This window comes from Agromyces italicus DSM 16388 (assembly GCF_000421545.1).
GTDB lineage: Bacteria > Actinomycetota > Actinomycetes > Actinomycetales > Microbacteriaceae > Agromyces > Agromyces italicus.
The window spans coordinates 67,141-91,496 of record NZ_ATXF01000009.1 but is presented as its reverse complement, the minus strand read 5'-3'; the positions used below and the strand labels follow the sequence as shown (position 1 = coordinate 91,496).

24 protein-coding genes and 1 pseudogene are annotated in these 24,356 nt (G+C 71.5%); 14 read left to right on the top strand and 11 right to left on the bottom strand.

What is annotated here, in order from left to right; translation table 11 throughout:
• Window positions 1-5: 5 nt before the first annotated feature.
• A complete protein-coding gene (gene sigJ / locus H516_RS0114105) occupies window positions 6-932 on the bottom strand; it encodes an RNA polymerase sigma factor SigJ (protein WP_022890355.1) in 927 nt (308 codons plus the stop codon).
• 129 nt (window positions 933-1,061) lie between these two features.
• Here sigJ and H516_RS0114100 point away from each other — a divergent pair, with 129 nt between their 5' ends.
• Window positions 1,062-1,811, top strand: coding sequence for an SDR family oxidoreductase (locus tag H516_RS0114100; protein ID WP_026378810.1), 750 nt, complete (start codon window positions 1,062-1,064; stop codon window positions 1,809-1,811).
• A gap of 182 nt (window positions 1,812-1,993) precedes the next feature.
• Window positions 1,994-2,617 carry a VOC family protein gene (locus H516_RS0114095; protein ID WP_026378809.1) on the top strand — a complete coding sequence of 208 codons (624 nt, stop codon included), beginning with the start codon at window positions 1,994-1,996 and terminating at the stop codon, window positions 2,615-2,617.
• Between the two features lie 61 nt (window positions 2,618-2,678).
• On the opposite strand, the gene H516_RS0114090 is transcribed toward H516_RS0114095, so the two are convergent.
• Window positions 2,679-3,713, bottom strand: coding sequence for a LacI family DNA-binding transcriptional regulator (locus H516_RS0114090; RefSeq protein WP_026378808.1), 1,035 nt, complete (start codon window positions 3,711-3,713; stop codon window positions 2,679-2,681).
• 126 nt (window positions 3,714-3,839) lie between these two features.
• Between H516_RS0114090 and H516_RS0114085 the strand changes: the two genes are divergently transcribed.
• From H516_RS0114085 to H516_RS0114070, 4 genes and pseudogenes are all read left to right on the top strand, one after another.
• Window positions 3,840-4,808 (top strand): carbohydrate ABC transporter permease, encoded by a 969-nt coding sequence (locus H516_RS0114085; RefSeq protein ID WP_022890351.1) that lies wholly within the window; start codon window positions 3,840-3,842, stop codon window positions 4,806-4,808.
• Window positions 4,805-5,737 carry a carbohydrate ABC transporter permease gene (locus H516_RS0114080; RefSeq protein ID WP_022890350.1) on the top strand — a complete coding sequence of 311 codons (933 nt, stop codon included), beginning with the start codon at window positions 4,805-4,807 and terminating at the stop codon, window positions 5,735-5,737. The genes H516_RS0114085 and H516_RS0114080 overlap by 4 nt, the downstream gene beginning before the upstream one ends.
• Before the next feature lie 56 nt (window positions 5,738-5,793).
• A pseudogene (locus H516_RS20980) lies at window positions 5,794-7,133 on the top strand (ABC transporter substrate-binding protein).
• A 122-nt stretch (window positions 7,134-7,255) separates the two neighbouring features.
• The gene (locus H516_RS0114070; protein ID WP_022890349.1) at window positions 7,256-9,067 is read left to right on the top strand and encodes a glycoside hydrolase family 35 protein; all 1,812 of its coding nucleotides are present in this window, start codon (window positions 7,256-7,258) and stop codon (window positions 9,065-9,067) included.
• 151 nt (window positions 9,068-9,218) lie between these two features.
• Here the strand turns inward: H516_RS0114070 and H516_RS20265 are convergent, their stop codons facing one another.
• On the bottom strand, window positions 9,219-10,100 hold the full coding sequence (locus H516_RS20265; protein WP_022890348.1) for a hypothetical protein: 882 nt from the start codon (window positions 10,098-10,100) through the stop codon (window positions 9,219-9,221).
• A gap of 138 nt (window positions 10,101-10,238) precedes the next feature.
• Here H516_RS20265 and H516_RS0114060 point away from each other — a divergent pair, with 138 nt between their 5' ends.
• Window positions 10,239-11,768 (top strand): ATP-dependent DNA ligase, encoded by a 1,530-nt coding sequence (locus tag H516_RS0114060; protein ID WP_022890347.1) that lies wholly within the window; start codon window positions 10,239-10,241, stop codon window positions 11,766-11,768.
• A 24-nt stretch (window positions 11,769-11,792) separates the two neighbouring features.
• On the opposite strand, the gene H516_RS20260 is transcribed toward H516_RS0114060, so the two are convergent.
• Both H516_RS20260 and H516_RS0114050 read right to left on the bottom strand, forming a co-directional pair.
• On the bottom strand, window positions 11,793-12,119 hold the full coding sequence (locus H516_RS20260) for an RNA methyltransferase (RefSeq protein WP_022890346.1): 327 nt from the start codon (window positions 12,117-12,119) through the stop codon (window positions 11,793-11,795).
• A gap of 35 nt (window positions 12,120-12,154) precedes the next feature.
• Window positions 12,155-12,757, bottom strand: coding sequence for a dihydrofolate reductase family protein (locus H516_RS0114050; RefSeq protein WP_022890345.1), 603 nt, complete (start codon window positions 12,755-12,757; stop codon window positions 12,155-12,157).
• Window positions 12,758-12,925: 168 nt separating this feature from the next.
• On the opposite strand from H516_RS0114050, the gene H516_RS0114045 reads away from it, so the two are divergent.
• Complete coding sequence (locus H516_RS0114045) at window positions 12,926-13,351, top strand: VOC family protein (RefSeq protein WP_022890344.1); 426 nt, start codon at window positions 12,926-12,928, stop codon at window positions 13,349-13,351.
• A gap of 3 nt (window positions 13,352-13,354) precedes the next feature.
• Here the strand turns inward: H516_RS0114045 and H516_RS0114040 are convergent, their stop codons facing one another.
• Complete coding sequence (locus H516_RS0114040; RefSeq protein WP_022890343.1) at window positions 13,355-14,260, bottom strand: alpha/beta fold hydrolase; 906 nt, start codon at window positions 14,258-14,260, stop codon at window positions 13,355-13,357.
• Window positions 14,261-14,337: 77 nt separating this feature from the next.
• Between H516_RS0114040 and H516_RS0114035 the strand changes: the two genes are divergently transcribed.
• On the top strand, window positions 14,338-14,892 hold the full coding sequence (locus H516_RS0114035) for a TetR/AcrR family transcriptional regulator (protein ID WP_022890342.1): 555 nt from the start codon (window positions 14,338-14,340) through the stop codon (window positions 14,890-14,892).
• 163 nt (window positions 14,893-15,055) lie between these two features.
• Here H516_RS0114035 and H516_RS21415 read toward each other — a convergent pair whose 3' ends face one another.
• Window positions 15,056-16,930 carry a choice-of-anchor A family protein gene (locus H516_RS21415; protein WP_169513527.1) on the bottom strand — a complete coding sequence of 625 codons (1,875 nt, stop codon included), beginning with the start codon at window positions 16,928-16,930 and terminating at the stop codon, window positions 15,056-15,058.
• Window positions 16,931-17,121: 191 nt separating this feature from the next.
• On the opposite strand from H516_RS21415, the gene H516_RS0114025 reads away from it, so the two are divergent.
• The 3 genes from H516_RS0114025 (at window position 17,122) to H516_RS20250 (ending at window position 19,265) form a co-directional block, all read left to right on the top strand.
• On the top strand, window positions 17,122-17,913 hold the full coding sequence (locus H516_RS0114025) for a siderophore-interacting protein (RefSeq protein ID WP_022890340.1): 792 nt from the start codon (window positions 17,122-17,124) through the stop codon (window positions 17,911-17,913).
• Between the two features lie 33 nt (window positions 17,914-17,946).
• On the top strand, window positions 17,947-18,474 hold the full coding sequence (locus tag H516_RS0114020) for a hypothetical protein (protein WP_026378803.1): 528 nt from the start codon (window positions 17,947-17,949) through the stop codon (window positions 18,472-18,474).
• 203 nt (window positions 18,475-18,677) lie between these two features.
• Window positions 18,678-19,265 carry a class I SAM-dependent methyltransferase gene (locus H516_RS20250; protein WP_022890339.1) on the top strand — a complete coding sequence of 196 codons (588 nt, stop codon included), beginning with the start codon at window positions 18,678-18,680 and terminating at the stop codon, window positions 19,263-19,265.
• 80 nt (window positions 19,266-19,345) lie between these two features.
• On the opposite strand, the gene H516_RS20245 is transcribed toward H516_RS20250, so the two are convergent.
• Window positions 19,346-20,116, bottom strand: coding sequence for an EI24 domain-containing protein (locus H516_RS20245; protein ID WP_022890338.1), 771 nt, complete (start codon window positions 20,114-20,116; stop codon window positions 19,346-19,348).
• A 56-nt stretch (window positions 20,117-20,172) separates the two neighbouring features.
• Between H516_RS20245 and H516_RS0114005 the strand changes: the two genes are divergently transcribed.
• Window positions 20,173-21,006 (top strand): alpha/beta fold hydrolase, encoded by an 834-nt coding sequence (locus tag H516_RS0114005; protein ID WP_022890337.1) that lies wholly within the window; start codon window positions 20,173-20,175, stop codon window positions 21,004-21,006.
• Window positions 21,007-21,012: 6 nt separating this feature from the next.
• Here the strand turns inward: H516_RS0114005 and H516_RS0114000 are convergent, their stop codons facing one another.
• Entirely contained in the window at window positions 21,013-22,095 is a 1,083-nt protein-coding gene (locus H516_RS0114000) for a trans-sulfuration enzyme family protein (protein ID WP_022890336.1), read from the bottom strand.
• Between the two features lie 9 nt (window positions 22,096-22,104).
• The gene (locus H516_RS20240; RefSeq protein WP_022890335.1) at window positions 22,105-23,037 is read right to left on the bottom strand and encodes a hypothetical protein; all 933 of its coding nucleotides are present in this window, start codon (window positions 23,035-23,037) and stop codon (window positions 22,105-22,107) included.
• 59 nt (window positions 23,038-23,096) lie between these two features.
• Between H516_RS20240 and H516_RS0113990 the strand changes: the two genes are divergently transcribed.
• Complete coding sequence (locus tag H516_RS0113990) at window positions 23,097-23,798, top strand: NAD-dependent deacylase (RefSeq protein WP_022890334.1); 702 nt, start codon at window positions 23,097-23,099, stop codon at window positions 23,796-23,798.
• A gap of 11 nt (window positions 23,799-23,809) precedes the next feature.
• Here H516_RS0113990 and H516_RS0113985 read toward each other — a convergent pair whose 3' ends face one another.
• A complete protein-coding gene (locus H516_RS0113985; protein ID WP_026378802.1) occupies window positions 23,810-24,307 on the bottom strand; it encodes an NUDIX hydrolase in 498 nt (165 codons plus the stop codon).
• Between the last annotated feature and the right edge of the window lie 49 nt (window positions 24,308-24,356).

The window sequence follows — 24,356 nt, the reverse complement described above, 5'->3', positions numbered from 1 at the left end:
GACAATCACTCCGCGCCGCGCGGGCCCAGGTTCCAGCGCCGGAGCTTCTCCGGGTTGCGCATGATCCAGACCTGCGAGATGCGCCCGGCGCGGACTTCGACTGAGGCGACCGAGTCGACCTCGCCGTACACGCCGAACGCGAGCACGAGTCCGTCAGCGCTCTCGTGCACCGCCCACTCGAGCAGGGGGCCGCGCCGGGCGAGGATGCCTGCGACGTAACGGGCCACGTGGTCGGGCCCGAGCACCGGGCGGCGCGCCGCCGAGACGAGCCCGCCGCCGTCGGCGACGAGCACGACCTCGGGGTCGAGCAGCGCGACGAGCGCCTCGAACCGGCCGCTCCCGGCTGCGGCGACGAAGGCGCGCACGACCTCGTCGTGCCGCTCGCGGCTGACCGTGCCGGCGCGCCCCTCGCGCACGCGGCGCCGCGCCGTCGAGGCCAGCCTGCGGCACGCCTCGGGGGTGCGCCCCAGGGCCTCGGCGATCTCGGCGAACGGCACTGCGAACACCTCGTGCATCACGAAGGCGACCCGCTCGGCCGGGCTCAGCGCCTCGAGCACGACGAGGAGCGCCGTCGACACCGACTCGTCGAGCATCGCGCGGTCGAGCGGGTCGTCGGCGGCACGCACGGCGAAGCGCGCGACATCGGCGGTCGGCAACGGTTCGGGCAGCCACTCGCCGACGTACGTCTCGCGCCGGGCTCGGGCGGAACCCAGCAGGTCGAGGCAGATCCGGCTCGTCACCCGCATCAGCCACGCCCCCGGATTCTCGATCGCGGCGCGCTCGGCCGGAGGCATCCGAAACCAGCGCGCGTACCCCTCCTGGACGGCGTCCTCCGCATCGGGGACCGTGCCGAGCAGGCGGTAGCCGAGCCCGAGCAGCCTCGGCCGCTCGGCCTCCAGGGCAGCCGCTTCCGCAGCGTCGTCGCGGGTCATGCGCCAAGCCTCTCATCCCGTTATCCATCTCCACGTCACATTCGGGCGGGCTGCGTCGTCGTCAAGGTGAGGGGCGAACGGATGCCCCGCCTGCGGCACTCGGCCGCACCCGATGAGAGGAGCAGCACCGTGAGGATCGCCGTCGCCGGAGGCACCGGAACCGTCGGACGTCACGTCGTGGACGTCGCCCGCGAACACGGCCACGAGGTCGTGATCCTGGCGCGCTCGGCCGGCGTCGACCTCATCTCGGGCGACGGGCTGGGCGCGGCGCTCGTAGGGGTCGACGCGGTCGTCGACACGGCCAACATCGCGTCGATCGACCGCGAGACCGCCGAGCGGTTCTTCACCACGAGCTCGCGCACGCTGCTCGCGGCCGAGGAGCGGGCGGGTGTGGGTCATCACGTGCTGCTCTCGATCGTCGGCATCGACGAGGTGCCCTACGGCTACTACGAGGCGAAGCTCGCCCAGGAGCGCGTCGTCGAGCAGAGTCCCGTGCCGTGGACCATCCTGCGGGCGACCCAGTTCCACGAGTTCGCGGGCCAGATGGCCGGGCGGCTGCGCGTCGCGGGGGTGCAGCTCGCACCCCGGATGCGCACGCAGCCGATTGCGGCCCGGGAGGTCGGCGAACGCCTCGTCGAGCTCGCCGAGCATCCCGCAGCCGGTCGTGCGCGCGAGCTCGCGGGCCCGCGCGCGGAGCAGCTCGCAGAGATGGTCCGGCGCCTGGTCCGGGCGGAGGGCCGTCGCGGGCCCGTGCTGAAGGTCGCGCTGCCGCTCAAGGGGATGCGCGAGATGCGCCGCGGCGCCGTGCTGCCCGGCCCCGATGCGATGCTCGGGCGCCAGAGCTTCGACGAGTGGCTCGCCTCCGTTCCGCGCCGCTAGGCGGCCGGCCGCAACATCTTGTGGCGATCGCCACAAGATCGGATGCGATCGCGCGCGCAGGTCCGAACGGGTGGCGATCTCCGAATGCGTGGCGCGGGCGGCACACGGGTCAGCCGAGCGCCGCGCGTATCGGTCAGGATTCGAGAAGCACCGGCAGCCGCCGCGCTCGTAGCGTGACGGACATGTCAACTATCGAATCCATCACCCTCGAGGTCAACGACCCCGCCGCCGCAGATCGCTTCTACGCCGACGCCTTCGGGATGACCGGCCAGGTGCGCACCAGCCGCGCCGAGGCTCCGACGAGCGGCTTCCGGGGCTACACGCTGTCGCTCGTCGTCGCCCAACCCGGAAACGTGCGGGCACTCTTCGACGCGGCCGTCGCCGCCGGGGCGGCCGTGCTGAAGCCCGTCGCGAAGTCGTTGTGGGGCGTCGGCGGGGTCGTGCAGGCGCCCGACGGCGCGATCTGGAAGTTCGCGACCTCGGCCAAGAAGGACACCGCGCCGATAAGCCGGGCGTTCGAGCGCGTCGTGCTGCTGCTCGGTGCCGAGGACGTCGCTGCGAGCAAGCGCTTCTATGCCGACCACGGCTTCGCCGTCGGCAAGAGCCTCGGAAGCTACGTCGACTTCGAGACGCCCGGCAGCCCGATCGGCCTCGGACTCTACAAGCGCCGCGCGCTGGCGAAGGACGCGGGCGTGCCCGAGGAGGGCGGCGGCTCGCACCGCCTCGTCATCTCGAGCGCAGGCGGCGCGTACACCGATCCCGACGGCTTCGCGTGGGCGCCGGCCGCGCAGACTGCGGCCGCGTAACCGCGGAACCCGTGCAGCCCGCAGCCCAGCGGCGGCGCAGCCGGCGTGGGCGCCGACCGGGCTACGCCGGGGGAGCGGTGCTGCACCGCACCACGAGTTCGGTGGCGACGAGCGTGCTCGTCGCCACCGAACCGGATTCGACCTCGCCGATGAGCGCCTCGACCGAGCGGCGGCCGACCTCGTCGAAGAACTGCCGCACGGTGGTCAGCGGCGGCCAGAAGCTGCGCGACTCCTCCATGTCGTCGAAGCCGACGACGCTGACCTCGCCTGGCACCGCCCGGCCCGTCTCGTGCATGGCGCGCAGCACGCCGAGCGCCATCTGGTCGTTCGCCGCGAAGATCGCCGTCACCGAGGGGTCGCGCGCGAGGCGCAGCCCGAGCTCGTGGCCCGACTCGCTCGACCAGTCGCCGACGAGTACGGGCGGCACCTCCGCACCGTGGGCGCGCAGCGTCGCTTCCCACGCCTCGCGTCGGTGCGTCGCCGAGTACGAGCGCTCGGGCCCGGCGACGTGCCAGACCGTGCGATGGTCGAGCGAGAGCAGGTGCTCGGTGGCGAGCCGTGCGCCGTGCGCCTGATCGGTGTCGACGACGGGATAGCGGTCGCCCGCGGTCGAGTCGACGACGACGACGGGCAGCTCGGGCGGCAGCACGACGTCGCTCTCGTCGAGCAGGTGTGCCTCGATGATGATGATGACGCCGTCGACCGCCTCTTCGCTCAGCCGGTCGAACGCGACCGAGACCTCGCCCTGCGTGGGGTGCGGCACCGGGATGAGGTTGATCGAGTACCCCGCGTCGGCCGCCGCCACGGCGATCGCGTCGAGCGTGCGCATGTTGCCGAAGCTCGAGAGCGTGAACATGATGACGCCGATGCTGTGGAAGCGGCCCGAGCGCAGCGCGCGCGCCGCACTGTTCGGCCGGTAGCCGAGCGAGCGCATCGCCTCGAGCACGCGGTCGCGCGTCTCGGGGTCGACGTTGTCGCGGCCGTTCGACACGCGTGAGACGGTCTGCCCCGAGACGCCGGCCTCACGGGCGACATCGGCCATCGACGGCCCGCGCCGGCGCCCGTTCGCTGCGTGCGTCGCTCGGTGTTCGGCCATCGTCATCCTCACTCCTCCTGTTGTTGAGTCCATGTTGCCCACTGGCGCATGTTCACGTCAACATGCTACGGTGTCCGCATCGCATGTTGACGTGAACATGCAACCCCGATTGGAATCACGATGACAATGACGTCTGCACCTCCACCGACGCCCGCCCGGGCGGCGCCGACCGGGCACGCGACGCAGGCCGCACCCGGCGTCGCACGCACGCGCCGCCGTCGGGGCGGCCATCGCAACGAATGGAAGGGCCTCGCCTTCACGGCCCCCTTCCTCGTGGTGTTCCTGCTCGTGTTCATCGCCCCGGTGGTCTACTCGCTCTACCTCAGCCTCTTCCGCGAGCAGCTCGTCGGCGGCAACGCCTTCGTCGGCCTCGACAACTACGCCGAGCTCGCCGTCGATCCGCAGTTCTGGGACGGCTTCTGGCGGGTCGTGCTCTTCCTCCTCGTCCAGGTGCCGATCATGCTCGGCCTCGCCCTCGTCGCGGCGCTCGCCATCGACAGCGCCCGCCTGCACGCCTCGGGCTTCTTCCGCATCGCGATATTCCTGCCCTACGCGGTGCCCGCCGTCGTCGCGGTGCTCATGTGGGGATTCATCTACGGCGACCAGTTCGGCCTCGTCGCGAACCTCAACGACTGGCTCGGCTCCACGGTGCTCGCCCCGTTCTCGCGCGAGGTGATCCTCGTCTCGATCGGCAACATCGTCACCTGGGAGTTCGTGGGCTACAACATGCTGATCTTCTACTCGGCCCTCCGCGTCATCCCCACCGATCTGTATGAGGCCGCCGAACTCGACGGAGCCGGCCCGCTCAGGGTGATCACCGGCATCAAGCTGCCCGCCCTGCGCGGCGCGATCGTGATCGCGACGATCTTCTCGATCATCGGCAGCTTCCAGCTGTTCAACGAACCGAACATCCTGCGCACCCTCGCGCCGAACATCATCACGACGTTCTTCACGCCCAACATGTACGCCTACAACCTGTCGTTCTCGGGCCAGCAGTACAACCAGGCCGCGACCGTCGCCATCGTCATGGGCGTCATCACCGCGGTGATCGCCTACGTCGTGCAACTCCGCGGCTCACGGAAGGAGGAGCGATGACCACGCTCACCGAGGCGATGACGACGGCGGATGCCTCGGGCCGGAGCCGCACATCGGGCCGGCGCCGCCGCGGCGCTTCGTCGCTGAAGCCGCGCAAGTCGGTCGCGTTCACCGCGCTCATGGCGCTGCTCGCGATTTACGCCCTCGTGCCGCTCGTGTGGCTCGTGATCAACTCCACGAAGACGCAGGCCGGCCTGTTCTCGAGCTTCGGCCTCTGGTTCGACGACGACTTCGTGTTCTTCCAGAACGTCTACGAGACGCTGACCTACCGCGACGGCATCTTCGTGCGCTGGCTCGGCAACACCCTGCTCTACGTCGTCGTCGGCGCCGGCGGCGCGACGCTGCTCGCGACCCTCGCCGGGTACGGGCTCGCGAAGTTCCGCTTCTTCGGCCGCCGCGCGATCTTCGCGGTCGTGCTCGGTGCGATCGCCGTGCCCGGCACCGCGCTCGCCGTGCCGACGTTCCTGATGTTCAGCCAGATGGGACTCACGAACACGCCGTGGGCGATCATCATCCCGTCGCTGATCAGCCCGTTCGGGCTCTACCTCATCTGGGTCTACGCGGTCGACTCGGTGCCGACCGAGATCCTCGAGGCGGCCCGCATGGACGGCGCGGGCGAGTTCCGCACGTTCTTCACGATCACGATCCGGCTGCTCGCCCCGGGCATCGTCACGGTGCTGCTGTTCACGGTCGTCGCGACCTGGAACAACTACTTCCTCCCGCTGATCATGCTGAGCGACCCGACGTGGTACCCGCTCACGGTCGGCCTCAACCAGTGGAGCGCGCAGGCCTCGGGCGTCGCCGCGCAGCCCATCTACAACCTGGTGATCACGGGGTCGCTCCTCACGATCATCCCCATCGTCGTCGCGTTCCTCGGCCTGCAGCGGTTCTGGCAGTCGGGGCTCAGCGCCGGCAGCGTCAAGCAATGACGCGCACCACTGCCATGCACCACCACACGGCACAACGAAGTGAAGGGAATCCCCACATGGCCATCTCACGCACCGCGCGTCGCGCGCTGACGGTCGCCGCAACGGCCGCGCTCGCGATCGGCTCGCTCGCCGCCTGCTCGCCGAGCGGCGGCGGGTCCGAGGCATCCGGTTCGGCCGACGACCTCGACGCCGCTCTCGAGCAGGGCGGCGAGCTCACCTACTGGAGCTGGACCCCGAGCGCCGAGGCGCAGGTCGCCGCCTTCGAGGAGGCGTACCCGAACGTCGACGTCGAACTCGTCAACGCGGGAACCAACACCGAGGAGTACACGAAGCTGCAGAACGCGATCAAGGCCGGCTCGGGTGCCCCCGACGTCGTACAGATCGAGTACTACGCGATCCCGCAGTTCGCGCTCTCCGACTCGCTCGTCGACCTGTCGCAGTATGGCCTCGACGCCCTGGAGGACGAGTTCAGCGCCTCGACCTGGGGCTCGGTGAACGTCGGCGGCAAACTCGTCGGCCTGCCGCAGGACTCGGGCCCCATGGCCCTCTTCTACAACCAGACCGTCTTCGACGAGTACGGCATCGAGGTACCGGCCACCTGGGACGAGTACGTCGCGGCGGCCAGCAGCTGCACGCCGCCGACCCGACGAAGTACATCACGAGCGACACCGGCGACTCGGGCTTCACGACCAGCATGATCTGGCAGGCGGGCGGACGGCCGTTCGAGGCCGACGGCACCGACGTCACGATCGACCTCGCCGACGAGGGCACCAAGAAGTGGACTGCCGTCTGGGACCAGCTGATCACGGACGACCTCGTCGCACCGATCCCCGGGTGGAGCGACGAGTGGTACCAGGGCCTCGGCGACGGCACCATCGCGACGCTCGTGATCGGCGCGTGGATGCCCGGCCCGCTCGAGGCAAGCGTGCCCGACGCCGCCGGTGACTGGCGCGTGGCTCCCATGCCGAGCTACGACGGCACCCCCGTCGCCGCAGAGAACGGCGGCGGCGGCCAGTCGGTCACGAAGCAGTCGAAGAACCCGGCGCTTGCTGCGGCTTTCCTCCGCTGGCTGAACAGCGACCCCGAGTCGATCGACATCTTCCTCGAGGCCGGCGGCTTCCCGTCGACCACGGCCGAACTCGAAGACCCCGAGTTCCTCGCCTACGAGTCGGAGTACTTCGGCGGCCAGAAGATCAACGAGGTGCTGACGCAGGCCTCGAAGGACGTCTCGAGCGGCTGGCAGTACCTGCCGTACCAGGTCTATGCGAACAGCATCTTCGGCGACACCGTCGGCCAGGCGTACGCGAACAAGACGAGCCTCGACGACGGCCTCGCCGCCTGGCAGGAACAGCTCGTCGACTACGGCAACGAGCAGGGCTTCACGGTCGACCAGTAGCAGTTCAGGCGGGTTGAGGAGCGAGCGCAGCGAGCGTCTCGAAACCTCACGGGGTTTCGAGACGTCGCTCCGCTCCTCCTCAACCCGCTCCACCATTCAGTACGACCAGAAACGGATGCCTCGTGACCGCCCCTTCCCGCTTCGCCATCGGCGAGACCGACTTCGAGCTCGACGGACGGCCGCACCGCATCATCGCGGGCGCACTGCATTACTTCCGCGTGCACCCCAACCAGTGGGCGGATCGTATTCGCAAGGCCCGGCTGATGGGGCTGAACACGATCGAGACCTACGTCGCCTGGAACGCCCATGAGCCGCGGCGCGGCGAGTGGAGCACCGAGGGCGACCTCGACCTCGGCCGGTTCCTCGACCTCGTTGCGGCCGAGGGCCTGCACGCGATCGTCCGGCCGGGTCCGTACATCTGCGCCGAGTGGGACAACGGGGGCCTGCCCGCCTGGCTGCTGCGCGACGCCGCGGTCGGCGTGCGGGGCTCCGAGCCGCGATACCTCGATGCGGTCGGCGAGTACCTCCGGCGGGTGTACTCGATCGTCGTACCGCGCCAGATCGACGCCGGCGGCCCCGTCGTGCTCGTGCAGATCGAGAACGAGTACGGCGCCTACGGCGCCGACAAGGCCTACCTGCAGCGGCTCGTCGACGTCACGCGCGAGGCCGGCATCACGGTGCCGCTCACGACGATCGACCAGCCGACTCCGAAGATGCTCGCCGACGGCAGCCTGCCGGGGCTGCACCTGACCGGATCGTTCGGGTCGCGCGTGACCGAGCGGTTGGCGACCCTGCGCGAGTTCCAGCCCACCGGCCCGCTCATGTGCATGGAGTTCTGGTGCGGCTGGTTCGACGATTGGGGTTCGCACCACCACACGACCGACGTGGCGTCCGCCGCCGCCGAACTCGACGCGCTGCTGGCCGCCGGCGGCTCGGTGAACATCTACATGTTCCACGGCGGAACGAACTTCGGACTCACCAACGGGGCGAACGACAAGGGGCGGTACGCCCCCATCACGACGAGCTACGACTACGACGCGCCGCTCGACGAGGCGGGGCATCCGACCGAGAAGTTCTTCGCGTTCCGCGAGGTGATCGCGAAGTACCGGGCCGTGCCCGACGAGGTGCCGCCGAGGCAGAGCGCCGCGCCCGAGCTCGTGGCGCCGCTGCTCCTCGGCCCGGCGCTGCTCGACGTGGCCGACCGGCTGGGCGACGGCGTCGAGTGCGAGGCGATGCCGAGCTTCGACGAACTCGGGCACGACGGCGGGGTGGTCGTGTTCCAGGCGACGATCGAGCACGACGGCCCGGCGACGCTCACGGTCGGCGACGAGGTGCGCGACCGGTGCTGGGTGCTCGTCGACGGCGTGCCGGTCGGGGTGCTCTCGCGCGACGCGCACGAGCGGGCGATCCGTCTCGCCGACCCGCGCGGCCGGCTGACGCTCGTGGTCGAAGACCAAGGGCGGGTGAACTACGGGGCGCGCCTCGGCGAACCGAAGGGACTCATCGGCGGCGTACACCTCGCCGGCCGGGAGCTGACCGGGTGGCGGGCGACTCCGCTCGACCTCGGGCGGACTCCGGAGCTCGCCTCCGCTGCCGGTCGGTCGGGCGGCGGGTCTTCGTCGACGGGGACCGTGGGCGAGCCGGAGGCCTCGCCGCGCGCCGCGGCCGGACCGTCGCTCGCCACTGCGGTATTCGACCTCGACGAACCCGCCGACCTCTTCGTCGACACCGCGGGCTTGGGAAAGGGCATCGCGTGGATCAACGGGTTCATGCTCGGCCGCTACTGGCGGCGCGGCCCGCAGCGAACGCTGTACGTGCCAGCGCCGGTCGTGCGGGCAGGGCGGAACGACGTCGTCCTGCTCGAGTTCGAGTCGATCGCCGACCCGGTGCTGCGCCTCGTCGCGGGGCCCGAGCTGGGGCACACCGAGATCTGAACCGGTCGCACCCGCTGCGCTCTGCCGGCGACCGCAGGCCCGCTGCGGTCACGAACGCGCGCACGACCTCGTCGCGGCTCGCGACTGACGACACCCGCGCGCCGCCCGCCCACGTGCCGACGGGCGGAGGCTCACGGTCACGTATCGAGACCTACTCGACCACCGGCACCGGCACCGGCGCGAAGGCGGCGTCCAGGATGTCGCGGCGCAGCCGGTTCGCGCGCTCGGCGAAGCCGCGCTGCTGCCGTACGTACTCCGCCTTGCCCTCGGGCGTCTCGATGCGCACCGGCTGGCCGCCCCACGGCTCCACGTCGTACGGCGAGGCCCGCATGTCGAGATACCGGATGTCCCGGGCGAGCTCGAAGGCGTCGAGCAGCAGTTCGCCCGGGGCGAGCGGACCGAGCTTCACCGCCCACTTGTAGACGTCCATGCCGGCGTGCAGGCAGCCGGGCTGCTCGAGCTCGGGCTGCGACTCGCGGGTCGGTGCGAAGCGGTTGCGCGGAGTCGCCTCGGGCGTGAAGAAGCGGAAGGCGTCGATATGGGTGCAGCGCAGCTCGTGCGCCTCGACCACGTCGTCGGTGGCCGCCTGCCCGAGTCGCAACGGCACCGGATGCCGGTGCTCGCCCCGGCGGTAGACCATCGCCCACTCGTGCAGCCCGAAGCATCCGAACGAACCCGGCCGCGACGCCGTGAGCCGCAGCATGCGCTCGACGACCCCGAGCAGCGCGCCCTTCTCCGCCTCCATCGCGGCACGGTCGACGACGAGCGAACCGGGCTCTCGTCCCGGCGCGTACCAGCGCCACTCGGCGCGCGCGGTGTCTGCGGCGTCGGCGAGTTCGGCGCCGGGTCCCGGGTGCCAACGGCGCAGCAGGCTCGGCGAGTACGAGTAGTAGGTGAAGAGGAAGTCCTCGATGGGATGCTTCGCGCCGCGCGCCGCGCGTTCGCGATGACCGGCGGTCAGCGCGTCGGCACGCTCCGCGTGCGCCTCGGCGCGGGGGCGCCATTCGTCGGCGGCGAGGAGCGTGCTCATCATTCAAGGGTACGTTCGCTTCGAGTGGGTCGAGGAGCGACGAAGGAGCGTCTCGAAACCCACGGGCCGAGCAATCACCGGGTTTCGAGACCGTCGCTCCGCTCCCTCTTCAACCCGCTCAGCGCGTGCCAGACTGGGCGCGTGCTGATCGACGAGCTCGTCACCACCTCTGCGGCCGTCGCCGCGACCCGCTCGCGCCTCGCGAAGATCGAGGCGCTCGCCGGGTTGCTGCGCCGGCTCGAGCCCGACGAGATCGCCCCGGCGGTCGGGTTCCTCGTGGGCAAGCCGAGACAGGGGCGAGTCGGCGTCGGGTGGCGCAGCCTGTCCGACTCGGTCGAGACGACCCCGGCCGCTGAAACGCCGACGATCACGGTCGCCGCGCTCGACGCCGCGCTCGACCGGCTCGCCGGCGCCGCCGGTACCGGTTCATCGGGCGAGCGGTCGCGCGAGCTGCGCGAACTCCTCGCCCTGGCGACCGAGGGCGAGCAGCATCTCATCGCCGGAGTGCTGCTCGGGGAGGTGCGCACCGGAGCACTCGCGGGCGTGCTCGCCGACGCGGTCGCCCGTGCGGCAGACCGCTCCGCCGAGGTCGTCCGCCGGGCCGCGATGCTCTCGGGCGACCTCGGCGCGACCGCCCGCGTCGCGCTCACCGGCGCCGCGGGCGAACTCGAGGCGATCGGGCTCGTCGTCGGGCGAGCCGTGCAGCCGATGCTCGCGGCGACTGCGGGCACGCCGAGCGCCGCGATCGAGCAGACCGGCGAGGCATCCGTCGAATTCAAGCTCGACGGCGCGCGCATCCAAGTGCATCGTGCGGGCGATGAGGTGCGGGTGTTCACCCGCAGCCTCGCCGACATCACGCACCGGGTGCCCGAGGTCGTCGAGGTCGTGCGCGGGCTGCCGGTCGGCCGGGTCATCCTCGACGGCGAGACCCTCTCGCTCGGCGAAGACGGGGCGCCGCGGCCCTTCCAAGAGACGATGTCGCGCTTCGGCGCCGAGAACGCCCGCGACGCCGTGCTGCGCCCGTGGTTCTTCGACGTGCTGCACGTCGATGGGCGCGACCTCATCGACGAACCGCTCGCCGCACGCCTCGCCGAACTCGAGCGCATCGCCGCCGCGTACCGCATCCCCGGCGAGGTGACCGCCGACCCAGAGACGGCCGAACGGATCTCGCGCGAGGCGCTCGCCGCGGGCCACGAGGGCGTCGTCGTGAAGGCGATCGACTCGCCCTACGCCGCAGGGCGGCGCGGAGCGAGCTGGGTCAAGGTGAAGCCCGTGCTCACGTACGACCTGGTGGTGCTCGCGTGCGAGTGGGGTTCGGGTCGCCGCACGGGGCTGCTCTCGAACCTGCACCTCGGAGCGCTCGATCCGACCGGCGAGTTCGGCGAGCCGGGCGGGTTCGTCATGGTCGGCAAGACGTTCAAGGGGCTCACCGACGAACTGCTGCGCCGGCAGACCGAGCGCTTCCCCGAGATCGAGGTGCGGCGCACGGCCGGCACGGTCTTCGTCGAGCCGATCACCGTCGTCGAGATCGCGATCGACGGCGTGCAGCGGTCGAGCCGGTACTCGGGCGGCATCGCCCTGCGCTTCGCCAGGGTCAAGCGCTACCGCGACGACAAGGGCCCGGCCGAGGCCGACACGATCCAGACACTGCGGGGTCTGCTGCGGGGGTAGGCGCGGTCGGCAGCGTCGGCGGCGTCAGCGCGGCGGGGTGATCGAGTCGACGAACTCGTACGCCTTGCGGGATACCGCGCGCCAGTGCTCGATACCGTCGGCGGTGGGAACGACGGCCCACTCCCGCATCGGGCGCCCGCGCATCACCATGTTGTCGAGTCCCGAAGCCTCGATGTGCTCGGCGTCGAGCTTCACGACGAGGTCGCCGTGCGACGACACGAACGCGAAGAACTTGCCGCGCACTGACAGCCCCTCCGAGCCGAACATGCGGCCGAACGCCACGTCGGGCTCGGCGAGGAGCTCCGGTGCGAGTTCGCCGAGGAGCTCGAAGCCCTCGTCACGAGTACCCATGTTCCGTGTCTCCCGCCCGTCTGCTCATCCGCGCATCATTCCATCGAGATGCCGGTCACCGGCACCCCGGCCCGGTCGTAGACCAGCCCGATCGCGCCGCTCGAGTACGTGCGGGCCGGCTGGGCGAGCGTGAACGACGCGGGCTTCACCCCGTCGCGGAACACGCGTTTGCCGGTGCCGAAGGCGATCGGGTAGACGAACAGGTTCAGCCGGTCGACCAGGTCGTCGTCGAGCAGGGTCTGCAGCAGGTCGCCGCTGCCGATCATGTGGATCTCGTCGAATCGTTCCTTCACGGCAGGGAGTTCGCCTGTCGCATCGTGCAGCACCGTCGTTCCGGACCAGTCGGCGTCGCCGAGCGTGCGTGAGACGACGAACTTCGGCACCGTGTTGAACTTCTCGGCGATCGGGCCCGACTGCTGCGGCCAGTACGCCGCGAAGATGTCGTAGGTCTTGCGCCCGAGCAGCAGCGCGTCGAGCCGGTCGATGCCGACCATGATGTCGGCGCCGTTGTCGTCATCGAGGTACGGCGCCTGCCAGCCTCCGTAGGGAAATCCGTGCTCCTCGTCCTCCTCGGGGCCGCCAGGGGCCTGGTACACCCCATCGAGCGTGACGAACAGGTCTGCCGCGATGATGCCCATGCCCCCATGATGCGCCCCGACCATGGCGAACGGAACCCCCGGCCGGCGGGTCGGCTCTCCCGCATCGCGCCGGAGATGAGGGTGGAGGATGTCGGGGGTGCGGCGTAGCGTGTCGCGGGTGGACGGGCGCGCCGATGCGCTCGGGGCACCGATGAGACGGAGCAGACGATGGCGAACCTGGTCGTGCATTTCGAGATCCATGCGAGCGAGCCCCAGCGGCTCGTCGACTTCTACAGCGAACTCCTCGGCTGGCAGTTCACCCAGTTCGGCGACTATCCGTACTGGATGATCCAGACCGGCGAGGGCTCGATCGGCAACACCGATGCGTCGCCCGGGCTCGGCATCAACGGCGGGCTCACGCAACGCCAGGGCGAGCCGCCGGCCCCCGGAGCACCGGTCAACGGGTGCAACATCGTGGTCGGCGTCGACGACGCCGACGCCGTCTTCGCCCGCGCAGTCGAACTGGGCGCGACCGAGGCGGTGCCGCTCGACGATACCGAGGGCGTCGGTCGTACCGCCTCGCTGATCGACCCCGACGGCAACGTGTTCGGCATCATCTCGCCGGTCATGAGCGACGGCACCCGCGCGATGTAGCCGTCAGGCGGTGCGATCGAACCAGTCGAGCACGAGCTCGGCGACCGCGTCGGGGGCGTCATCGGTGATGAAGTGCGCGGCGTCGTCGACGAAGGCGAACTCGACGTGGTCGGCGAACTGCGCCGGATCGCCCGAGATGTGCCGGACGAGCTCCTCGGTGAAGGGCTCGTCACGTCGCCCGAACACGATCAGCGTCGGGGGATGCAGTCGCTGCGTCTTGTAGGTGCCGCTCACGAGTCGGCCGGCCTCGGGCAGGATCATGCCGCGGTACAGCCTGCCGACCGCCCCGTCGATCTCGGCTCGCTGCATCGGAGCGAGATACGACTCCACCGTCTCGACCGCGAAGCCCTGCGCGGCGTACTCATCGGTGAAGAGCCAGGCGAGCGAGCGGCCTCGTCGGTGCAGGCTGAGCGGCGGTAGGTGGCTGAGCCCGCTCAGCAGCTTCGGGCTGAACGACATGAACATCGGCGGTACCGAGAGCATGACCATCGACTCGACGCGTTCGGGCTGTGAGTAGGCGAACTGGCCCCCGGTGATCGCCCCCATGTCGTGGCAGAGCAGGTGGAGTCGATCGATCCCGAGCACGCCGAGCAGGGCAGTGAGGTCGTGCAGCCGGGTATCGCGGCGGATGCGCGGGTCATCGGCCTCGGTCCATCCCGCGCCGCGCAGGTCGGGGCAGATCGCTCGGTAGCCGTGCTCGGCGAGTCGCGGCGCGATCGTGTGCCACTGCCACCAATGCTGCGGGAAGCCGTGCAGCAGCACGATCGGTGCGCCCCCGCCGAGGACGGCCACGTGCGTGCGGAGCCCGGGCGTCTCGACCATCAGGTGCTCGAAACCCGGGGCGTCGGGCAACGGCGGCGACCATGCGGAAGCTTGGGCATCGACCGTGTGGAGTGCAGGGGTATCCATGACGACTCCTTCGTCGCGGCGATACTACGTTCGTAGTAGGACTATGTTCATAGTAGACCCGGACGAGCGAGGTGTACATGCCCACGACCCGAGATCGTGCGCTCGATGCGGCAATCGAGCTGCTCGGTACCGAGGGGGTGCGCGCACTCACCCATGCCCGGGTCGACGCGGCCGCGGGTCTCCCCAACGGCAGCACCTCGAACTGGTTCCGCACCCGCAGGGCTCTCCTCGCCGGGTGCGTCGACCACCTCGCCGAGCAGGAGCGCGCCGACTTCGACTCGTCAGGGGCGCCCGCGCCGAGCACTCCCGGCGAATTCGTCGAGGGTCTTTGCCGGATCTTCGCCCTTCAGACGGGCCCGCTGTCGGCGAGAACTCGGGCCCGCTACTCGCTCTGGCTCGAGCTCGGCAGCGACCCCGAGCTCGGCGCGCCGTTGCGCCGGCAGCGCCTCGAGTTCGAACGCTGGACGGAGGCGTTCCTGGTCGGCATCGGCATGCCCCACCCCGCGACCGCGACGAAGACCGTCATGGCACTCGGTGACGGGTTGGTCCTGCACCGGCTCACCGTCGACCCGGCGCTCGACGCACGTCCCCTCATCGAGCGGGCGGTGCGCGCACTCATGGCGGAGGCGTAGCCGGGCTCACCGCTGCAGGCGAGGCACCCGAGCCATGCTCGCTGCCGGGCACACCGCCGCGCCGCTGATCGGCGTCTGACCGAATCATCCAGAGAACGAGGATGCCTCGCGGCGACGTGCGACGCGAGGCATCCTCGTTCGGTCAGGGCCGGAGCCCCGCCGCTCAGGCCTTGCGGCGACGTGCGACGACGAACAGCGCTGCGCCGACGAGTAGGGCGAGCGCGGCGGCGGTCATCGGCACGAGGGGCGAGAAACCGGTCTCGGCGAGGTCGGCGTCGGCGTCGTCGGGCTCAGGCGTCGGAATCGGCGTCGGCGCGGGCGTCACCGGCGTGGCGGTGTTCGTCACCGTCACCTCGACGTTCGTGCCGGCGGCGATCGTGACGGTCGACGCGCTGAGTTCGGGCGTGCCCCACTCGATGCCGTCGATCGCGGGCAGCTCGACCTCCTCGAAACTGACGACCGTGCCGGTCGGCAGGTCTTGCGGGCCGTCGACGACGGTGCCGTCGACGGGCAGCGAGAGTTCGCCCCCGACCTGCTCGCCATCGAGTTCGTACGAGTACGCGAGTGCGAACACGGTGTCGGTCGGCACCTGGTCGGCCGCGTCGCCCTCGACCCGCTTCGAGGCCGAGAAGCCGCCGACGGCGTTGATGATGGCGTCGGCCGTGTTCGTGACGGTGATACGGGTCACGACGTCGTCGCCGATCGTGATCTCGGAGGGATCGATCACGGGCTGGCCCCATTCGATGCCGTCGACTTCCGGCAGATCGATCTCGGTGAAGGTCACGACGGTGTCCTCGGGGAGTTCGGGGCCGTCGACCGCGGTGCCGTCGGCGGGAAGCAACAGCTCGCCGGTCACGGTCTCGCCCTCGAGTTCGTAGGAGTACTGCAGCGTGAAGACGGCGTCATCGGGCACAGCGCTCGCGCCCGAGCCGGTGATGACCTTCACCGCATCGAAGCTCGCGGAGCCGCAGTCGAAGGGGCCGCCGCCGATCCACGGGTAGTTGTGCTGTTCGTTGCCGACACCGCTCGTGGTGAGGTTGCCGCCGATGTGCACGCGGCCGTTCGTCGACGCGGTGATCGTGGCGTCGGCCGCCGGTGCGAGGAACGAGCCCATGATCTGGCTTGCCCCGGTGAGCGAGAGCGCGGTCGCGTCGGCGATGTTCCACATGATCTGCGAGGCGGCATTGCCGTAGTTCGGCGATGCGAAGTCGTCGACGCGTTCGCCGTTCAGGTCGAAGTAGCCGGGCGCAAAGGTGAGCGGGCCGCCCGTCACGTTCACGAGAATGGGTGCGTTCTCGGGGATGTTCTCGAAGAACACTTCGAAGACGGGGCCGAGGGTTGCGGCGTCGATCGCGAAGACCTGCATGCCGGTGTCGCCGCCGGTGAACGTCACCCGGTTGCCCGACACCTGCGTGGCGCCGTTCGACGGCGTCGCGGCGAGCACCGAGGAGGCCTCGACGATGACGTCCTGGAAGTCGGCGTACGGTGCCATCGCGGTGGCCTGGCCGAGCCCCGTCAGGTATTCGGCACCGTTGGTCTCGACCTGGCCGGCTCCGCCGCCGGCTGGGCTGCCCGCACCGCCCACGTGCACCGCACCGCCGCCGTCGACGTTGTGTCCGACGTCGATGCGGGTCGGGTCGACCACGTCGAGCTCGCCACCGACCGCGAGCATCGTGTCGCCGCCGGGGGGCGTGATGCCCGAGCCGACGCCGACGGCGCCGACGTTGAAGATGCCGCCCTCGGCCTTGTCGAACGTCGCGCTGCCGCGCACGAGCAGCAGGCCTTCGCTCTCGGCGGCCGCACCTGTGGCGAGGTAGTCGCCGCCGGCGTACACGGCGACGTTCGCGTCGGTGTAGCTCGGCAGGTTGTCGATCGGCGGCATGCCGCCGTCGGGAGGGCAGATCGGTGCCGGCTCGGCGGCACTGGCTGGGGTCGCGGGGGCGGTCGCGAGGGCGACGGCGCCGATCGCGGCGAGTCCGCCGACGACGAGGGCCGTCGTGCTCGTGCGCAGGAGGCGTCGGAATCGGAAAATGTTCACGCGCGGGTTCTTTCGCTTCGGGGTGCCGCCGACCGTGCGGTCGGCTCGTGCGGGCACACGATTCATCTACTCAACCAGAGGGACCGTGTTTCGTGGGAATCATGATGCAGAACGTCCGCGAACATCACCCGGCATGCGCGGTCGGTAGGCGCGATGTAAGGTAAGGGTTACCTAATTCAGGGAGGGCCCCAGTGGCAGTCAGCAACATCGAGGTCACTCACGCGCCGAGCGGCGTCGTCGAGGCCGACGTCATCGAGGCGATGCGCATCTCGCCGCATTTCGTCCGGCTCACGGTCGCGGGCGACGGGCTCGCCGGATGGCGCCATCTCGGGTTCGACCAGTGGTTCCGGCTGGCGGTGCCCACCGCCGGCGACACGCGGTTCGACAATCTCGCCGCCACCTACGACATGGCCGGCTATCTCCGGTACCTGACGCTGCCGAAGGCGACCCGTCCGGTCATCCGCAACTACACGGTGCGGGAGTTCCGCCCCGAGGCGAGAGAGCTCGACATCGACTTCGTCGTGCACGGTGACGACGGCGTCGCGGGCCCCTGGGCGAGCGGCCTCCCGGTCGGGGCATCCGTCGCCCTCATCGACCAGGGCTGCGGCTACCAGCCGGTCGACGCAGACCAGACCCTGCTCGTCGGCGACGAGAGCGCGATGCCCGCGGTGCTCGGCATCCTCCGCGACCTCCCGCGCGATGCGCGAGGTCAGGCGATCATCGAACTGCCCGACCTCGCCGACCGGCAGCACGTCGACGCCCCCGACGGCGTCGACGTGCACTGGCTCGTTCGCCGACCCGAGCAGCCTGCCGGGCAGGCCGCCCTCGATCATCTTCGAGGGCTGCCCCTCGCCGACGGTTCGGTGTACGCGTTCGCTGCGGGGGAGTCGAGACTCGCGACGGGCGCACGCCGATTCCTCGTCAACGAGCGCGGTGTTCCGAAGCGCAACGTCACCTTCTGCGGGTACTGGCGCGCCCGCTGAACCCTCGCCCCCTCCGCGGCGTAGACTGCGGAAATGGAGGCTCCGGCCAGCACCACACTGGTCGTCGTCGGGGATGAGACGGCGCAGGCCATCCATGCGCTCGAAGGCTTCGCGAACGTGCGCGCTGCGACGCTCCCCGACGCGAGCGACGCCGACGTCGCACGTTGGTCGGCCGCTGCGGGGGCGCCGTATCTGGTGCACGATCACGATCCGCTCGCGCACGTCGCGGCCGCGTGGGTCGAGTTCTTCGACGACCTCGCGAGCTACGGCGTACTCGAACTCGAGATCGCCCGTGCGCGCGCGGCCGCCGGTCGTCACGACCTCAATGTTCCCGACTACTACGTCGTGATCCACCCCGAGACGCTGCCGATCACGTGGAAGCACTGGTGGCTCGGCGTGCTCGCGAGTGCGTCGCCGAGCCGGGTCATCCCGTGGCCCGCGGCCGACGCCTCGCTGGCGCAGTTGCTGCGCCGGCTGCCCGCGGCGCGGGCCTGGCCCGACGTCGATGCGTGGCTGCCGTCCGTCGCGGCCGCCGTGCCCGATCGCGTCGGGCTCGGCTGACCTTCGGGCCACCGAGCGCCGTGGCGGTGGGGCGCAGGCCGGTCGACACCGACGCGTCCGCCCGGGTCCGCACGGCCGTGCTGCTGCCCGCTGCCGCGCCGCCGGGCGGGCGGGCGGCCGGGCGGGCGGGCGGACACGCGGAGGTATGAGTCGAGTCAACGCGACCGCGTGACACGAGCGGCCGGCCGCGATAGCGTGCCGTGGTGGCACCCGGCGAACTGATCAGCCAGGACGCGGTCGACGAGCTCGGCCGCGAGATGCTCGGGCGCGTGCGCGGCCGGGTGCTCGAGATCGGCGCAGGCGAGGGCGAGAACTTCGGCGCCTTCGAGCTCGGGGTCGAGTGGATCGGCCTCGAACCCGACGCGAAGCGCCGTGCCGAGCTCGCCACCCGCGGGCGCGAATGGGGGCACCCGGCAGAGCCGCTCGACGCGGTCGCCGAGCGGATCCCGCTGCCCGACCGGTCCGTCGATGCCGTCGTCGGCACGTTCGTGCTCTGCTCGGTCACCGACCAGGCGGCCGCGCTCGCCGAGGTGCGACGCGTGCTCGTGCCCGGCGGCCGGGTCGTCTTCGTCGACCACGTCGCCGCACCCCGCGGCACGCTGAAGCGCGCGGTGCAGCGGGTCGCGACCCCCCTGTCGAAACGGTGGTGCCACGGATGCCACTGGGATCGCGAGACCGAGTCGGCCCTCCTCGCGGCGGGGTTCGCGGGCGGCGAGGTGCGGCGCGTGCGCGCGAGATCGCTGCCGTTCGGGCCCGTGCCCATTCTGCTGTTCGAGGGTCGCGCGCCCTGACCAGCTTCCCCTGACCCGGCTTCTGTTTCTGTTTCGGCAGGAGAATTGCGCTGAGCGGCGCTCACAGCTGGGGAAGGAGCCTATTCTCCTCCAGCAGCAGCAGCAGCAGCAGCAGCAGCAGCGGCGGCATCGATGGCCGCGCGGGCGAGCATCGTCGAACCCGCCACCGCTGCCGGCATCGCGATCACAGCGCCGAGCGGCACCATGAAGCACAGCTGCGTCGCCGCCCCGAAGCCGAACAGCTCGGAGCGCCGGCCGCGGAGCATCCGCCGACGTGACTCACCGTGAAGGCCGCGGGCCGCGAACGCCCGCGAACCGAGCTCGCCCGCGAGCAGCCGCCCCGACAGCACGACGCCGAGCACCGGCCCGACCACAGCGCCGACGAGCGGGACGAGCCCCACCAGCCCGACCCCGATCGCGATCACCGCGCCCATGCCGATCAGCCCGAGCGAATCGCCGACCGCGCGCCAGAACCCGGGGCCGTGCTCGGGGACCTCGCCGCCGAGCTCGGTCTCGACGGCGCTCCAGATCGCCTCGTAGAACGGGTCGCCGACCGCGAGTGTCACGGCGGTGAAGGTCACCGCAGCGAGCACGACCGCCGCGGCGAGGATCACCGCGCCGAGCGCGCCCCGCACGATGCCGGGCCACGGCTCGGCCCAGTCGTCGGCGAACGGCGTCAGCCAGTCGGTGACCGAGGGCAGCCCGAGGCCGAGCCCGATGAGGGCGGCGACGACGAGCACGAACACGATCGCGGCCGGGATGAGCCCGAGCAGCATCACCTGTGGGCGCTTCGCCCAGAATGCGAAGCCGCGCAGGAGCATCCGTACGCCCTTGAGGAACCCGTCGATCACCCGCCAAGCCTAGGCTGGCAGAGCCGGTCGCAGGCCGGCTCGACCGAGAGGCACGCATGTTCACCACGCGCGATGTGAGACTCGCCGACGGTCGCGTGCTGCGCGCCCACGACTCGGGCGCGGATGCCTCGGCGTCGCTCACGCTCGTCTGGCACCACGGCTCGCCGCAGACCGGTGCGCCGCTCGATCCCGTCGTCGCCGCGGCGGCGGCACGGGGCATCCGGCTCATCTCCTACGGCCGCCCGGGCTACGGCGGCTCATCGCCGAACCCCGGGCGCGATGTCGCCTCTGCGGGCGACGATGCCGTCGCCGTCGCCGACGCGTTCGGCGTCGGGCGCATCGCCTCGATGGGGGCGTCGGGCGGCGGTCCGCACGCGCTCGCCAGCGCCGCGCGACACCCCGATCGGGTGGTCGGCGCCGTGGTGCTCGCCGGAATCGCCCCCTTCACCGAGGCGTACGACTGGTTCGACGGCATGCATGCGCCCCATGCGCTGCGTGCTGCGCGGCGGGGGCGTGCGGCACGCGCCCGCTTCGCCGAGCACGACGAGTTCGACCCCGAGCAGTTTCTTCCCGTCGACTTCGCGGCACTCGCGGGACGTTGGACGGCGCTCGGCGCCGATGCCGGCCGCGCTGCCGAACTCGGCCCCGACGGACTCATCGACGACGACGTCGCCTTCGCGAGCCCATGGGGATTCGAACTCGCCGAGGTCGCCTCCCCGGTGCTGCTCGTGCAGGGCGAGGGCGACCGGGTGGTGCCGCGGCGGCACGCGGCCTGGATGCTCGCACACCTGCCCGACGCCGCTCTCTGGATGCGCCTCGATGACGGACACATCTCGGTGCTCGACACCGTGCCGGACGCCATGGACTGGCTGCTGGCGCGAGGGGGCTGACTGCGTTCAGACGAGCGAGTCGAGGGCCGATCCGAGGTCGTGCCACAGGTCGTCGACCTGCTCGATCCCGACCGACAGCCGCACAAGGCCCTCGGGGATCGTCGGTTGCTCGGCCGGCCAGCGCCGACGCCGCTCGAGGGTCGACTCGACCCCGCCGAGGCTCGTCGCATGCACCCAGAGCCGCGTTCGCTCGGCGAGAGCCTCCGCCGGCGCGGCGCCGCCCCGCACGACGATCGACACGATCGCGCCGAAGCCGGGGTAGCGCACCTCCTCGAGCGCGGGGTGGACGTCGAGGCGGCGAACGAGCTCCTGCGCGTTGGCCTGCGCCCGGTCGAGCCGCACGGCCAGGGTGCGCATCCCGCGCAGCGCGAGGAACGCCTCGAGCGGCGCCGGGATCGCACCCGCGAGGCTCCGCCGCTGCACGAGCTCGGCGGCGTGCTCCTCGCTCGCGGCGATCGCGGCACCCATCAGCACGTCGCTGTGCCCCGAGAGGTACTTCGTCGCCGAGTGCACGACGAGGTCGGCGCCGAGCGCGAGCGGGCGCTGCAGCAGGGGAGTCGCGAAGGTGTTGTCCACGGCGACGAGCGCGTCGTGCTCGTGCGCGGCGGCCGAGATGACCGCGATGTCGGCGAGCTCGAGGGCGGGGTTCGTCGGCGTCTCGAACCACACCATCGCGGCTCCGGCGCAGGCGGCGACGACGGCGGCCGTGTCGGCGATGTCGACGAATCGGACGCGGATCCGTCCCTGGGCCGCGCGTTCCTCGAGCGCGGCCACCGTGCCGGTGTACGAGTGCCGCGGCGCGACGACGAGCCCGCCGGGCGCGACGAGGTCGAGCACCGCCGAGATCGCGGCCATGCCCGAGGCGAAGCTCACGCAGCGGCCGCCCTCGAGCGCACCGAGCACGTCCTCGAACGCCGTCCAGCTCGGATTGCCGTACCGTCCGTACGCGAGGTCGCCGCCCGCCACGTAGGTCGACGTGAGGTGGACGGGCACGTTCACCGGCGCATCGGGTGCGTGCGGCGGCCGGCCCGCCACCACGGCGACGGTCTCGGGGCTGAGTGCGGGGGCGTCGTCGGAGGTGTCGCGCATGCCGACAGGCTAGTCGAGCACCCGGCGCGCCGCGGCCGCCTCGTCACGCGCCGACTCCGCCGCCCTGGCCGCACGGTCGCGCTCGCGCCCGAGCCGCCGCTCCTCCCGGCCGTGCTCGCCGAGCCGCTCCTCGACCTCGCGCAGTTCGGCGTCGATCTCGTCGCGTCGTGCGGTGTCTTCGGCGATCCGGTCGTTCAGCGCGGCGAGCTCGCGTTCGAGGGCGTCGAGGGCAGCGGATGCTTCGGCGGCGCGCTCCTCGGCACTGTCGGCCGCGCGTTCGCGGTCCGCGCGTTCGCGGTCCGCGCGTTCGCGCTCGGCGAGTTCGCGTTCTTCGCGCTCGCGCTCGGCCGCTCGGTCCTCGGCCGCACCGTCGCCGCTCCGGCGCGTCTTCCGCGGGGCGGAGCGGGTCGGTAGGGCGGCGCCGCCTTCGCCCGCAGTGCCGCCCGCGACCGCGCCGTCGAGGTCGACCTCGAGGCCGACGGCCTCGAGACTCCGAATCAGCCGTCCGCTGCGGACCGCGTCGGCTGCGGAGGCATCCACCATGCCGGCGTTGAGCGTCTGCGCGACCTCGTCGAGCACCGGCTGCCGCACCGGCGAGTCGAGCTCCTCGGCCAGTGCGCCGGCCTCACGCGCCAGCGCCGCGACGAGTGCGCGGCGCTGCTTGGCGAGCCGGGCCAGGGCCTGCGCGTCGAGCTCGGCCTGCGCGGCGCGCAGTTCGGCTCCGAGTTCGAGCAGTTCGTCGAGCTCGTCGCCACGGTGGCGCACGAGCTGGTTCACGAGCCACGCCGCCGGAGCGGGGCGACGCAGCGCGAGGACGACGTCGGCCAGCGCGCGATCTTCGCTCCGCAGTTCTCGGCCGCGGTCGTTCCGGGCCGCGGTGAACTCCTCGGGCCGGCGCGCGTACAGCGCCGCCGCCTCCTCGATGAGCGAATCGCCCCCCATACGGCCATCCTGCAAGATCGCGGGCGATTCCGACAGCCGCGACGTGGTCTCATGGAGGCATGCGGGTCGTCGTGCTGACCGGGGCCGGCATCTCAGCCGAGAGCGGGGTGCCGACGTTCCGCGACGCCGGCGGGCTGTGGGAGGGGCATCGCGTCGAGGACGTCGCGACGCCCGAGGCGTTCGAACGCGATCCCGACACCGTGCAGCGCTTCTACGACGCGCGCCGCCACGCCGTCGCACTCGCCGAACCGAACCCCGCGCACGAGGCGCTCGCCCGGCTCGAGCGCGAGCTCGGCGACGAACTCCTCGTCGTCACGCAGAACATCGACCCGCTGCACGAGCGGGCGGGCTCGAGTCGTGTGCTGCACCTGCACGGAGAACTCGCGCTCGCCAGATGCCCCGCCTGCGCCGGGCGCTCGCCGGTGCCCGGCGACCTCATCGAGCGCCCGCCGTGCCCGGCCTGCGGTGAGCGGATGCTCCGCCCCGACGTCGTCTGGTTCGGCGAGATGCCGTACGGACTCGACGAGATCGAGGCCGCGCTCGCCGCGTGCGAGGTGTTCGCCGCGATCGGCACCTCGGGCGCCGTGCACCCTGCGGCCGGCTTCGTCTCGACCGCGAGGGCGAGGGGTGCGCGCACCGTGGAGCTGAATCTCGCCTCGAGTGAGATCACCGGCCTCTTCGACGAGGTGCGGCACGGGCCGGCGAGCACGGTGGTGCCCGCGTGGTGCGCAGAGCTTCTGGCGGGGCACGGCCCGAGCTGAGCGGCGCGGGATCAGCTCGACGCGGCGAGCCGGGCCTCGAGCGCGGCGAGCACCTGCCGCTGACCCTTCGCGACGAGCGTGCGCGCCTCGTCGATCGCGATCCAGCGTGCGTCGTCGACCTCGGGAAAGGACTGGAGGCGACCCGAGCGCGGGGGCCACTCGAGTTCGAAGGCGTTGCTCTCCACTCGGCCGATCTCGAACCCGGGTGCCTCGGCCGCGAAGACCCGGGTGAGCTTGCCCGTCGACGAACGGAACTCGCCGAGGTCGGCGTAGTCGAGCTCGGGTGCCGCCACGCCGATCTCCTCGCCGAACTCGCGACGCGCCGCGAGCAGCGGTTGCTCGGTGGCGGCGAGGTACTCGCCCTTCGGCACCGTCCAGGCCCCTTCGTGCCGGCGCTCCCAGTACGGGCCGCCCATGTGCGCGATGAACACCTCGAGCCGGGGGCCCGTCGGCGCGGCATCCACCGGCGTCGTCCGGTAGAGCAGGATGCCCGCGCTGGTCACCGGCACGGCGCCCGGCCGTCCTCCGGCGACCGGTCCGGGCAGCGTGGGGCAGGAG

Coding starts and splice junctions, on each gene's coding strand:
- sigJ (WP_022890355.1), bottom strand. CDS start 932: ATGACCCGCGACGACGCTGCGGAAGCGGCTGCCCTGGAGGCCGAGCGG.
- H516_RS0114095 (WP_026378809.1), top strand. CDS start 1,994: ATGTCAACTATCGAATCCATCACCCTCGAGGTCAACGACCCCGCCGCC.
- H516_RS0114090 (WP_026378808.1), bottom strand. CDS start 3,713: ATGGCCGAACACCGAGCGACGCACGCAGCGAACGGGCGCCGGCGCGGG.
- H516_RS0114085 (WP_022890351.1), top strand. CDS start 3,840: ATGACGTCTGCACCTCCACCGACGCCCGCCCGGGCGGCGCCGACCGGG.
- H516_RS0114080 (WP_022890350.1), top strand. CDS start 4,805: ATGACCACGCTCACCGAGGCGATGACGACGGCGGATGCCTCGGGCCGG.
- H516_RS20265 (WP_022890348.1), bottom strand. CDS start 10,100: ATGATGAGCACGCTCCTCGCCGCCGACGAATGGCGCCCCCGCGCCGAG.
- H516_RS20260 (WP_022890346.1), bottom strand. CDS start 12,119: ATGGGTACTCGTGACGAGGGCTTCGAGCTCCTCGGCGAACTCGCACCG.
- H516_RS0114050 (WP_022890345.1), bottom strand. CDS start 12,757: ATGGGCATCATCGCGGCAGACCTGTTCGTCACGCTCGATGGGGTGTAC.
- H516_RS0114045 (WP_022890344.1), top strand. CDS start 12,926: ATGGCGAACCTGGTCGTGCATTTCGAGATCCATGCGAGCGAGCCCCAG.
- H516_RS0114040 (WP_022890343.1), bottom strand. CDS start 14,260: ATGGATACCCCTGCACTCCACACGGTCGATGCCCAAGCTTCCGCATGG.
- H516_RS0114035 (WP_022890342.1), top strand. CDS start 14,338: ATGCCCACGACCCGAGATCGTGCGCTCGATGCGGCAATCGAGCTGCTC.
- H516_RS0114020 (WP_026378803.1), top strand. CDS start 17,947: ATGGAGGCTCCGGCCAGCACCACACTGGTCGTCGTCGGGGATGAGACG.
- H516_RS0114005 (WP_022890337.1), top strand. CDS start 20,173: ATGTTCACCACGCGCGATGTGAGACTCGCCGACGGTCGCGTGCTGCGC.
- H516_RS0114000 (WP_022890336.1), bottom strand. CDS start 22,095: ATGCGCGACACCTCCGACGACGCCCCCGCACTCAGCCCCGAGACCGTC.
- H516_RS20240 (WP_022890335.1), bottom strand. CDS start 23,037: ATGGGGGGCGATTCGCTCATCGAGGAGGCGGCGGCGCTGTACGCGCGC.
- H516_RS0113990 (WP_022890334.1), top strand. CDS start 23,097: ATGCGGGTCGTCGTGCTGACCGGGGCCGGCATCTCAGCCGAGAGCGGG.